The organism is Rhodocyclus gracilis, from assembly GCF_009617575.1.
Taxonomy (GTDB): Bacteria; Pseudomonadota; Gammaproteobacteria; order Burkholderiales; family Rhodocyclaceae; genus Rhodocyclus; species Rhodocyclus gracilis.
Genome location: NZ_WIXJ01000003.1, coordinates 293,431 through 305,169 on the forward strand (window position 1 = coordinate 293,431; position 11,739 = coordinate 305,169).

Consider the following 11,739-nt stretch of genomic DNA (forward strand, 5'->3'; position numbering starts at 1 on the left):
AAAATGACAGGCTCGCGCCGCAAAACGCCGATTATAAGAGACGCAGCTCCCGACATGCTTTCCACGCCCACATTACCCGCCACGCCAGACGCCGCAGGCGGCCGGCCCGCGCTGTCGGTCGTGTTGATCACCCTCAACGCGGCGGCGCAGTTGCGCCCATGCCTGGAAAGTGTTGGCTTTGCCGACGAGATCGTCGTCGTCGATTCGGGCAGCGGCGACGGCACGCAGGCGCTGGCGGCGGAGTTCGGCGCGCGGGTGCTGCATCAGGACTGGCTGGGTTTTGGCGCACAGAAGCAGTTTGCAGTGGAGCAGGCGACGCACGATTGGGTGCTCTGTCTCGACGCCGACGAGCGCGTGACGCCGGCGCTGGCTGCTTCGATCCGCGCTGCGCTGGCCGCTGCCGGAGAGGCGGCGCCGGCTGCCTATCGTTTTGCCCGTTGCAATCGCTTTCTCGGGCGCTACCTGCGTCACGGCGAAGGCTATCCGGACTGGAGCCTGCGGCTTTTTGACCGCCGCCGGGCGCGCTGGTCGGACGACGCCGTGCACGAGAAGGTGATCGCCGACCGCCCGGTGGGGACGCTCGCTGGTGATTTGCTGCACGATTCCGCCGATACCATTGCTGCCTATCTTGCCAAACAGAACCGCTACACGACGCTGGCCGCCGAGGCGGCGTTTGCCGCCGGCCGCCGCGCGCGCGCGCGGCAGGTGTGGGGTAGCCCGCTGATTCGTTTCATCAAGTTCTTTGTCGTCCGCCGCGGCGCCCGCGACGGTTTGCCCGGTTTCATCCATATCGCTATCGGCTGTTTCAACAGCTTTACCAAATACGCCAAGATGATCGAACTCGAACGCCAGACGGCCGCGCGTGCGCCGTCGCCGGAGTCGCGGACGCCCGCCGCCACGTCTTCGCCGGAGTCGCGCCCGTGAAAATTCTCGTCACCGGCGCCGCCGGCTTTATTGGCATGTACGTCTGCGAGCGTCTGCTCGCCCGCGGCGACGAAGTCGTCGGCTTCGATAATCTCAACGATTACTATCCGGTGGCGCTGAAAGAGGCCCGTCTCGCCCGCTTGCTCGCGCATCCGGCGTTTCGCTTCGTGCGCGGCGATCTGGCCGATACCGGGGCGGTGGCGGCGCTGTTCGCCAACGAACGCTGCCAGCGCGTCGTCCACCTGGCCGCGCAAGCGGGGGTGCGCTATTCGCTGAAAAATCCTGTGGCCTACGCGCAGGCCAACCTGCTTGGTTTCGTGAACATCCTCGAAGGCTGCCGCCACTCCGCTGTCGAACATCTGGTCTACGCCAGCAGTTCGAGCGTCTACGGCGGTAACGCCAAGATGCCCTTCGCCGAGGAAGATGCGGTGGACCACCCGGTCAGCCTGTACGCGGCGACGAAGAAGTCGAACGAGCTGATGGCACACACCTACAGCCATCTCTACGGGCTGCCGGCGACCGGGCTGCGCTTCTTCACTGTCTATGGTCCGTGGGGCCGGCCGGACATGGCGTACTGGAGCTTCACCGAGAAGATTCTCGCCGGGCAGACGATCGACGTTTTCAACCACGGGCAGATGCGCCGCGATTTCACCTACATCGACGACATCGTCGAAGGCGTGCTGCGTGTGCTCGACAAGCCGGCGACGGCCGATCCCGACTACGATCCGCTGCGGCCGACGCCGGCCACCGCGCGCGTGCCGCACCGCGTTTTCAACATCGGCGCCAGCGAACCGGTGGCGCTGATGGACTTCATCGAAACGCTCGAAGCGGCGCTCGGCCGCAGCGCCGACAAGCGCTTCCTGCCGATGCAGGACGGCGATGTGCCGGCGACCTACGCCGATACGCGTCGCCTGGACGCCTGGGTCGGCTTCGCGCCGAAGACGTCGCTGGCGACCGGCATCGGGCGCTTCGTCGACTGGTATCGCGCTTACATCGGGCGCTGAACGACCGAAGGCAAAGGGAACGAACATGATCCTCGTCACCGGCGGCGCCGGTTTCATCGGCGCCAATTTCGTCATCGACTGGCTGGCGCAGAGCGACGAGCCGGTGCTCAATCTCGACAAGCTCACCTACGCCGGCAACCTCGACAACCTGCGCGTACTTGAAGGCGACGCGCGCCACCTCTTCGTGCGCGGCGACATCGGAGACGCTACGCTGCTCTCGCGCCTGCTCACCGAGCACCGGCCGCGCGCAGTGGTGAACTTCGCCGCCGAAAGCCACGTCGATCGCTCGATTCACGGCCCCGGTGCCTTCATCGAAACCAACATCGTTGCCACCTGGCGCCTGCTCGACGCGGTGCGCGCCTATCTGGCGACGCTCGATGCGGCCGAGCGCGCCGCCTTCCGCTTCCTGCACGTATCGACCGACGAGGTGTACGGCTCGCTTGAGGCCAGCGACGCGCCCTTCGCCGAAACCAACCCGTACCAGCCGAACAGCCCGTACTCGGCGTCGAAGGCCGCCTCCGACCACCTCGTCCGCGCCTGGCACCACACCTTCGGCGTGCCGGTGCTGACCACCAACTGCTCGAACAACTACGGCCCGCTGCAGTTTCCCGAGAAGCTGATTCCGCTGGTGATCCACAACGCGCTCGCCGGCAAGCCGCTGCCGATCTACGGCGACGGCAGCAATGTGCGTGACTGGCTGTACGTCGGTGACCATTGCGCAGCGATCCGCCGCGTTCTCGCCGCCGGCCGCGTCGGCGAGACCTACAACATCGGCGGGCGCAACGAGATGAGCAACCTGCAGGTGGTGCACACCGTCTGTGATCTGCTCGACCGCCACGCGCCGCGCGCGCAGGGCGGCAGCTATCGCGAGCAGATCGTCTTCGTCACCGACCGGCCGGGCCACGACCGCCGTTATGCGATCAACGCCGACAAGATCGCCGCCGAACTCGGCTGGCAGCCGGCGGAAACTTTCGGGAGCGGCATCGAAAAGACCGTGCGCTGGTACCTCGACCACGCCGACTGGGTTGCCAACGTCACCAGCGGCGCCTACCGCGAGTGGACCGAGCGGCAGTACGGAGCCGGCGCGTGAGCACGCCGATCCTGCTGCTCGGCAAGGACGGCCAGGTCGGCTGGCAGCTGCAGCGCTCGCTGGCGCCGCTCGGCCGGGTGATGGCGCTCGGCCGCGGCGAATGCGATCTCGCCGACGCCGACGCGCTGCTGCGCACAGTGCGCGCGCTGCGCCCGGCGATCATCGTCAACGCCGCCGCCTACACCGCAGTCGATCAGGCTGAACGCGAACCCGAGCTGGCGCAGCGCATCAACGCGACGGCGCCCGGAATCCTCGCCGACGAGGCGCGCTCGCTCGGCGCGCTGCTCGTGCATTACTCGACCGACTACGTCTTCGACGGCAGCAAGGCCGCGCCCTGGGTCGAAAGCGATACGCCGAATCCGCTCTCGGTCTATGGCCAGAGCAAGCACGACGGCGAGCGTGCCATCGCCGCCAGCGGCGCGCGCGCGCTGATCTTCCGCACCAGCTGGGTGTTTGGCGCGCGCGGCAAGAACTTCGTCAAGACCGTGCTGCGCCTCGCCGGCGAAGGCCGGCCGCTGCGCATCGTCGACGACCAGATCGGTTCGCCGACGCCGGCGGCGATGATCTCGACCGTCACCGGGCTGGTCCTTGCCGCGCTGCGCCGCGGCGAACGCGCGCCCGACGGCTGTACGCTCTACCATCTGGCCGCGACCAATCCGGTCAGCTGGTGCGGTTTCGCGCGCGCCATCCTCGACGTCGCCGCGCGCACGCCGGGATTCGACGGACTGCCGGCGGCCGGGACGGTGACGCCGATCACCACCGCCGACTACCCGCTGCCGGCGACGCGCCCGGCCAATTCGCGCCTCGACTGCGCGCAGCTGGAACGCGATTTTGCGCTCGAGATGCCCGACTGGCTGCCGTATCTCGAACGCATGATGCAACTGCTCGCCCTCAAACGCGCCAACGGCTACTGAGGCCCGCGCGCCCAACCGACCCGGAGCCCGCTCCCGTGACGACACCGCTTCCCCGCAAAGGCATCATCCTCGCCGGTGGCTCCGGCACCCGACTCTATCCGGCGACACAGGCGGTGTCGAAGCAGCTGCTGCCGATCTTCGACAAGCCGATGATCTACTACCCGCTGTCGGCGCTGCTGCTGGCGGGAATCCGCGACATCCTGATCATCTCGACGCCGCAGGACACATCGCGCTTCGCGCAGCTGCTCGGTGACGGCACGCAGTGGGGCATCCAGCTCTCCTACGCCGTGCAGCCGTCGCCCGACGGTCTGGCGCAGGCCTTCCTGATCGGCGAAAGCTTTTTGGCGGGCGCTCCGGCGACGTTGGTGCTCGGAGACAACATTTTTTACGGCCATGACTTCGTTGCGCTGGTGCAGCGCGCGTCGGCGCGCACGGAGGGAGCGACGGTGTTCGCTTACGCGGTGACCGATCCCGAGCGCTACGGCGTTGTCTCTTTCGATTCGACCGGACGTGCCGCCAGTATCGAAGAGAAGCCCGATCAGCCGAAATCGCGCTACGCGGTCACCGGACTCTACTTCTACGACAGCGACGTCGTCGCGCACGCCCGCGCGATCAAGCCGTCGGCGCGCGGCGAACTCGAGATCACCGACCTCAATCGACGCTACCTTGAAGCGGGCAAACTCAATGTTGAAACCATGGGGCGCGGCTATGCCTGGCTCGACACGGGTACGCACGAATCAATGCTCGAAGCCTCGCAGTTCATTGCCACGCTGGAAAAGCGGCAGGGGCTGAAAGTCGCGGCTCCCGAGGAGATCGCCTGGCGTCACGGCTGGATCGATGACGCGCAACTCGCGAAGTTGGCAGAACCACTGGCGAAGTCTGGCTATGGTCGCTACCTGCTCAGCCTAGTGCAGGAGAGGGGCGTGGCATGAAAGTAACGCCGCTCGACTTGCCCGACGTGTTGCTGATCGAACCGACCGTGTTCGGCGACGAGCGGGGGTTTTTTTACGAAAGCTTCAATCGGCAGGCGTTTGCCGAAGCGGTCGGCTACGACGTTGATTTCGTTCAGGATAACCACTCGAAAAGTGCGCGCGGGGTGTTGCGCGGTTTGCATTACCAGTTGCCGCCGAAGGCGCAGGGCAAACTGGTGCGTGTCGTTGCCGGCGAGGTGTTCGATGTGGCCGTTGATATTCGTCGTGAGTCGCCGAGTTTCGGGCGGTGGGTGGGGCGGGTCATCTCTGCTCAGAACCGCCGCCAGATATGGATTCCTCCGGGCTTTGCGCATGGTTTTCTCGTTCTTTCGGCGAGCGCGGAATTTCTTTACAAGACTACAGCGCCTTGGGCGCCTGATCTTGAGCGGGTGATAGCGTGGAACGATCCGGTGTTGGCGATTACATGGCCGCTGGAAATTCCGCCGATCCTGTCGCCGCGAGACGCCGCCGCGCCGCAGATGTTTCGCGGTGGATCGAGTGTGGGCCTTGCGTGACTCTATGGGTTTCTCTCGCTCTGGTTTGGCAGGAAATCCGGCTTGCATGACATTGGCGCGCTCGGTAACATCCGTGTTCATCGATTGAACGCGAGCCCGTCGCCCCGTGAATCCGCAAGAAATTGCCCATTGGAATGTGTTGAAAGTGCTGGAGCAGCGGCCGCAGCTATCGCAGCGGGAGTTGGCGCTGCGGCTTGGCGTCAGTCTCGGCAAGACCCATTATTTGATGAAGGCGTTGGTGGAAAAAGGCTGGGTCAAAGCAGGCAACTTTCGGAGGAGCGACAGCAAATGGGCGTATCTCTATTTGCTGACTCCCGACGGTGTCGGCGAAAGGCTGCGATTGACTCGCGCCTATTTGGCTCGTAAAGAGGCCGAATACGCGAGTCTGCGCAACGAGATCGCGATGTTGCGCCAAGAAATTGAAGCACTCCCCGCTCTTTCGGCTGGTCCGCTCGTGGAAGGGGCTAATGTTCCTTTGCGTGACGGCGAGCTTCTCTCCCTCTCTCTCCGAGTTGCTAGTGGTGCGGCGGGATCTGATGTCTGAGTTTTTCTGGAGCGCTGCGGTCGTGCTTAGTCGCACTCCATCACGTGCCTTGAGTTTTTATGACTAATATGTATTCGTCTCTTTGCGCTCGCTTGCAGAGTTTTCCGCGGGTTTGGCTGGTTACCGGCGTGGCCGGCTTCATTGGTAGCAATTTGCTGGAGACCTTGTTGCGGCTTGATCAGCGTGTGGTCGGGCTCGATAACTTTGCGACGGGGCATCAGCGCAATCTTGACGAGGTGCGTTCGCTCTTGACGCCCGAACAGTGGACGCGCTTCGAGTTTATTCACGGAGACATCTGCCGGATCGACGATTGCCGTCGCGCCGTCGCGCCGGCGGGGCAAGCGGTGGATTACGTGTTGCATCAGGCTGCGCTTGGCTCGGTGCCGCGCAGCATCGCCGATCCAGTGGCGACCAATCAGGCTAACGTCGCTGGTTTCCTCAATATGCTCGTTGCGGCGCGCGACGCAGGAGTGAAGGGATTTGTATATGCCGCTAGCAGTTCGACGTATGGCGATCATCCGGCTCTGCCTAAAGTCGAGGATGTAATCGGTAAGCCTTTGTCGCCATACGCGGTGACGAAACTCGTTAACGAGCTTTACGCGGAGGTGTTTGCTCGCTGCTACGGTTTTGAGACGGTCGGTTTGCGTTACTTCAACGTTTTTGGCCCTCGCCAGGACCCCAATGGGGCCTATGCGGCAGTCATTCCCCGATGGGTGTCGTCGATGATTCAGGGCGAGGCGGTGTTCATCAATGGTGATGGTGAAACTTCCCGTGATTTTTGTTTCGTCGCCAATGCCGTTCAGGCCAATCTACTCGCTGCCACGACGACCGATGCTGCCGCGCGCAATCAGGTGTACAACGTCGCGGTGGGGGAGCGGACAAGTCTGAACGAGTTGTACGCGCACATACGCGATGTGCTCGCAGAGCGTATTCCGTCGCTTCGCGATGTACGTCCCGAGCATCGCGACTTTCGCGTCGGCGATGTTCGCCATTCCCTGGCCGATATCGACAAAGCTAAGCGACTGCTCGGCTATACGCCGACGCACCACGTTCAAGAGGGGCTGCACGTGGCGATGGATTGGTATCGCCGTTTTTTGATGCCTACTTCTGCTGCATAGCGACAGAGTATCTATTTCCAAGATAGTGGTGTGTTTGCCCTTGGTGTTCCCGTGCTCATGGCGATACGAGGGGGGCTCGTTCCGGGGAGGGGAGTGCTTTTGTTATTATGAAAAATGGTTATTGTTCGGTTATATTTAGTGCGCGATTATTCATCGTGTGGTTTTTACCGTTTTGATTCCGTGAAGGGGGCGCATATTGCATAAAAAACGCTTCCCGTTTGAGTAGAAGCTGAGAGTGGTGCCTTATTCCATAACGGGGGGACTTTGTTGAATCGTTTTTTCGCACTCCCACGGCGTAGCAAGCAAATCATTGCTGTTTCCGTAGATTTCATCCTTTTGTTGTTCGCGTTTTGGTCGGCAGTGGTCTTACGCTTCGATAGCCTGACGCCCCCTTTGCAGGTGTACCACTGGATGGTTCTTGCGGCGCCGCTGACGGCGATCCCCGTTTTCATCCGCTTGGGCTTATATCGCGCCGTCATCCGGTTCATGGAAGATCGGGTTGTTTACGTGGTTTTCCTTGGCGTGACGCTCTCGGTCTTGGGGTTGACTGCATTCGTAGCCTTCCAGCACATCCTCGGGGTGTCGCGCGGCGTTCTGGTCATCTACTGGTTGCTGGCGATTCTTTACGTCGGCGCGAGCCGTTTTCTGGCGCGGAGCTATTTTCTCAATGCCGAGAGGCAGTTGGCGGGGCGCAAGCGCGTGGCGATCTACGGGGCCGGCCGCGCGGGGACGCAACTGGCGTTTGCCCTGAGGGCCGGACGCGATTATTTGCCCGTGGCTTTCTTCGACGACAAGGCGGAGCTGCAGCGGACGGAATTGGCCGGCTTGAGGGTGTATGCGCCCGAGGAGATTGCCGAGGTACTCGCCACCAAAGGCGTCACGGAGATTCTCCTCGCAGTGCCTTCCGCATCGCGAGCGCGTCGTGCGGAAATATTGGCTTTGTTGGAGCCCTTCCCGTGTGCGCTAAAAATTGTGCCGGGGATGGCCGATATCGTCAGCGGCTCGGTGACGGTCGATGCGTTGCGGCCGGTCGATATCGAGGACTTGCTTGGACGTGAAGCGGTAGCACCGGACGCGCGTTTGTTGGCGGCGTGCATTACCGGTAAATCGGTTCTGGTGAGCGGCGCTGGCGGCTCGATTGGTGCGGAGTTGTGTCGGCAGATTGTTACGCAGCGGCCGCAGCGTCTGGTGTTGCTGGAGTTGTCGGAATTCGCACTGTACGCGATCGATCAGGAACTGCGCCCTCTGGCCGTGCGCGCGGGTATCGAGCTGGTGCCGGTATTGGGGTCGGTGTTGCATCAACGCCGCAACGAATTGCTCATGCGCAGTTATGGTGTCGAGACGGTGTATCACGCGGCGGCCTACAAGCACGTGCCCCTGGTCGAGCACAATCCTGTCGAGGGGCTGCGTAACAACGCCATCGGTACCCGGCGTCTGGCTGAGGCGGCCGCGGCCGCAGGTGTGCAGACCTTCGTGTTGATTTCTACCGACAAGGCAGTGCGACCGACAAACATTATGGGGGCGAGCAAGCGCCTGGCCGAGTTGATTCTGCAGGCGTTGGCCCGGCAAGGCGGCTCCACGCGCTTTTGCATGGTGCGCTTTGGCAATGTGCTCGGTTCGTCGGGGTCGGTGGTGCCGCTCTTTCGCAAGCAGATTGAGTCGGGCGGGCCGATTACACTGACCCATCCCGACATCACGCGTTTCTTCATGACCATTCCCGAGGCGGCGCAACTCGTTATTCAGGCCGGCGCCATGGCCCAGGGAGGGGAAGTGTTCGTGCTCGATATGGGTAAGCCTGTGCGCATTCTCGACCTCGCCAAGCGCATGGTGCGTCTCTCGGGCCTGGAGGTCATCGACGAGCAGCATCCGAACGGCGATATCGCGATCGACATCGTCGGCCTGCGTCCAGGCGAAAAACTCTACGAAGAGTTGCTCATCGGCGATAACGTGGAAGGGACAACGCACCCCCTAATCATGCGCGCCTTCGAGCACGAGTTGCCTTGGTCCGAGTTGATCGAGCGCTTGCAGGCAATGGATGATGCCTGCCGCCGTTTCGACTACGCCGACGCAATGTCGCTGTTACGGGGGGCGGTGTGCGAATACACGCCCGGCCATCAAGGCGAGGCAGAATTGCTGTGGCGGCGTCTCGAGCGCAGCGCCAGCACGATGTCGACGTCTGCGTTGCATTAAGTTGCTGGCTTTTCCCTGCCCTAGAGGCGGTTAACGCAAACCGGAAAGGTGGTGTGTGCCGCAACAAGCTTCGACGAAATTTCTGTTCCAATGATAGCGTTAATCGAGGCGCGCATTCTGGTCTGGTACATTGAAAGGGCTCTGTGCAGATTGAGTTGGATTGGCGTTGGATAGATAGTTGGATTTTGCGGCCTTACGCCAAAGGCATGGTGGTGGGCAAGGGGCTGTTCATGACACGGAAAAGGTTTTTTGTCATAGGGGCGCTGCCTAGGTGTCAGCGCAAAAAATTGCGTTAATGTCACAAGCCCCCTCGGGGGGGGCGAATAGGGCAGAGGTACCGAATTGGGCGACTGGCGCGAGTTGGTTGCTGTGGCGATTATTTCGCCAAGTGAACTTTAATTTTTTTTGCGGTAGAGATTATGAATTCAGAGAGCATTATCGCCATCGTTGGGCTGGGCTATGTCGGTCTTCCTCTTGCGGTCGAATTCGGGAAGCGGCGCGAGGTTGTTGGGTTTGATATAAATCCTAAGAGGGTTAAAGATCTGCGGGCGGGAATAGACATTACCCTGGAGTGCAGTTCCGAGGAGTTATTGCAAGCTAAATATCTGCGCTACAGTTGCGAGGCTCAAGACCTAGAGCAGGCCCAAGTTTATATTGTTACGGTGCCTACCCCGGTAGATCGTGCTAATCGACCGGATATGACGCCCTTACTGAAAGCTAGCGAGGCCGTTGGAAAAGTACTGAAGGTTGGTGATGTCGTTATTTACGAGTCAACTGTCTACCCCGGTGCAACGGAAGAAATTTGCGTGCCTGTTCTGGAGAAGTTCAGTGGGCTAACGTTTAACGAGGATTTCTTCTGCGGGTATAGCCCAGAGCGCATCAATCCTGGAGACAAAGAGCACCGGCTTCCCTCGATTAAAAAGGTAACGAGCGGTAGCACTCCCTCCGTCGCCAATGATGTTGATGCGCTGTATTCCAGTATTATTACGGCGGGAACGCACAAGGCAAGCAGTATCAAGGTGGCTGAGGCCGCAAAAGTTATCGAGAATACGCAGCGTGATGTCAATATCGCACTCATGAACGAGCTCAGTCTTATCTTTAACAAGCTGGGTATCGATACGCTCGAAGTTCTGCAAGCGGCAGGTACGAAATGGAATTTCTTGCCTTTCCGTCCTGGCTTAGTAGGTGGGCACTGCATTGGCGTGGATCCCTACTACCTTACACATAAGGCACAAGAAGTCGGTTATCACCCGGAAGTTATACTCGCGGGGCGGCGCATCAATGACAGTATGGCGACTCACGTTGCTGACGAAACCGTTAAGTTGATGCTCCGCAAGAACCTGCCCGTTCTTGGGAGCAAAGTATTGGTCCTCGGGCTGACTTTTAAAGAAAACTGCCCCGATGTACGCAACACCAAGGTGGTCGATATCGTCGCTGCTCTGCGTGTTTACAATACATCTGTTGATGTCTACGACCCGTGGATCGATGTTTCCGAGGCGCGGCACGAGTATGGATTGGAGTGTCTAGCACAGCCACCTAAAGAAGGTGAGTACGCTGCAATAATTCTGGCTGTGGGTCATCGGCAGTTCGTAGGGCTCGGCGAAGTTGGGATTAAAGCTTGGGGGCTGCCTGGCGCGGTAATTTTTGACGTCAAAAGCGTTTTGCCTCGAGGTGCTGCTGATGGCCGGCTCTAACATGATTCGTTACGAAGAATTCTGCGACGAGCTTCGCAAAACGCCCAAAATTGGCTCGTCACGGTCGTTGTGGGTTTCACTGGGAGTAGTAGTCTCATCGAACGTCTGCTCAGGCTTGATCAGCGCGTAGTGAATCGCCCCAGCCCCCGTAGACACTCCGACGCCTTAAACTTAGGCAAAAGGAGGCGTCATGAGCAACACGCGTTACCCGGAAGAATTCAAGATTGAGGCAGTCAAGCAGGTCACCGAGCGGGGCCCTCCGGTTGCCGACGTAGCCGGCCGGATCGGCGTATCGCAACACAGCCTGTATGAATGGCTGAAGCGCTATCAGCACCCGGCCGGCCGAGCGGGCTGAACTGCAGGACCAGGCGGCGGAGATTCGGCGCCTGAAGGCAGAACTGAAGCGGGTCAGCGAGTAGCGCGACATCCTAAAAAAGGCCGCAGCGTACTTTGCCAAAGAGTCCCGGTAAGGTACGCCTTCATCCAAACCCACGAAATGCAGCCCACCGTTCGCCGACTCTGTTACGTCATGGAAGTCCATCCCAGCGGCTATTACGCCTGGAAAGCTCAACCGCCATCCCCGCGCCGACAGGAGGATCCGCGGCTCCAGGGGCTGATCAAACAATCGTGGATGGAGAGCGGGGGCGTCTATGGCTATCGCAAGATCGCCCCTGATCTGCGCGATCTCGGCGAGCGCAGCGGGAAGCACCGGGTCTATCGCCTGATGCGGCAGGAAGGCTTGCGCGCGCAGGTGGGCTATCGTCGTCGGTCAGGT

At 61.0% G+C, this 11,739-nt stretch carries 10 protein-coding genes and 1 pseudogene; all 11 read left to right on the plus strand.

What is annotated here, in order from left to right:
* Nucleotides 1-54: 54 nt before the first annotated feature.
* Nucleotides 55-924, plus strand: a complete 870-nt coding sequence (locus GHK24_RS07135) for a glycosyltransferase family 2 protein (protein WP_153471170.1) — start codon at nt 55-57, stop codon at nt 922-924.
* A complete protein-coding gene (locus GHK24_RS07140) occupies nt 921-1,928 on the plus strand; it encodes an NAD-dependent epimerase (protein ID WP_340666133.1) in 1,008 nt (335 codons plus the stop codon). Before GHK24_RS07135 ends, GHK24_RS07140 begins: the two co-directional genes overlap by 4 nt.
* Nucleotides 1,929-1,953: 25 nt before the next feature.
* Nucleotides 1,954-3,018, plus strand: a complete 1,065-nt coding sequence (gene rfbB, locus GHK24_RS07145; protein ID WP_153471173.1) for a dTDP-glucose 4,6-dehydratase — start codon at nt 1,954-1,956, stop codon at nt 3,016-3,018.
* A complete protein-coding gene (gene rfbD / locus GHK24_RS07150) occupies nt 3,015-3,932 on the plus strand; it encodes a dTDP-4-dehydrorhamnose reductase (protein ID WP_340666134.1) in 918 nt (305 codons plus the stop codon). Before rfbB ends, rfbD begins: the two co-directional genes overlap by 4 nt.
* Before the next feature lie 35 nt (nt 3,933-3,967).
* Nucleotides 3,968-4,864, plus strand: coding sequence for a glucose-1-phosphate thymidylyltransferase RfbA (gene rfbA / locus GHK24_RS07155; protein WP_340666135.1), 897 nt, complete (start codon nt 3,968-3,970; stop codon nt 4,862-4,864).
* Nucleotides 4,861-5,418, plus strand: a complete 558-nt coding sequence (gene rfbC, locus GHK24_RS07160) for a dTDP-4-dehydrorhamnose 3,5-epimerase (protein WP_153471179.1) — start codon at nt 4,861-4,863, stop codon at nt 5,416-5,418. Before rfbA ends, rfbC begins: the two co-directional genes overlap by 4 nt.
* Nucleotides 5,419-5,524: 106 nt before the next feature.
* Complete coding sequence (locus GHK24_RS07165) at nt 5,525-5,962, plus strand: MarR family EPS-associated transcriptional regulator (RefSeq protein ID WP_340666136.1); 438 nt, start codon at nt 5,525-5,527, stop codon at nt 5,960-5,962.
* A gap of 68 nt (nt 5,963-6,030) precedes the next feature.
* Nucleotides 6,031-7,080 (plus strand): SDR family oxidoreductase, encoded by a 1,050-nt coding sequence (locus tag GHK24_RS07170; RefSeq protein WP_153471314.1) that lies wholly within the window; start codon nt 6,031-6,033, stop codon nt 7,078-7,080.
* Nucleotides 7,081-7,347: 267 nt separating this feature from the next.
* Nucleotides 7,348-9,270 carry a polysaccharide biosynthesis protein gene (locus GHK24_RS07175; RefSeq protein WP_228384582.1) on the plus strand — a complete coding sequence of 641 codons (1,923 nt, stop codon included), beginning with the start codon at nt 7,348-7,350 and terminating at the stop codon, nt 9,268-9,270.
* Between the two features lie 419 nt (nt 9,271-9,689).
* A complete protein-coding gene (gene tviB, locus GHK24_RS07180; RefSeq protein WP_153471185.1) occupies nt 9,690-10,964 on the plus strand; it encodes a Vi polysaccharide biosynthesis UDP-N-acetylglucosamine C-6 dehydrogenase TviB in 1,275 nt (424 codons plus the stop codon).
* Nucleotides 10,965-11,154: 190 nt separating this feature from the next.
* Nucleotides 11,155-11,739, plus strand: a pseudogene (locus GHK24_RS13620) (IS3 family transposase); the annotation flags it as partial.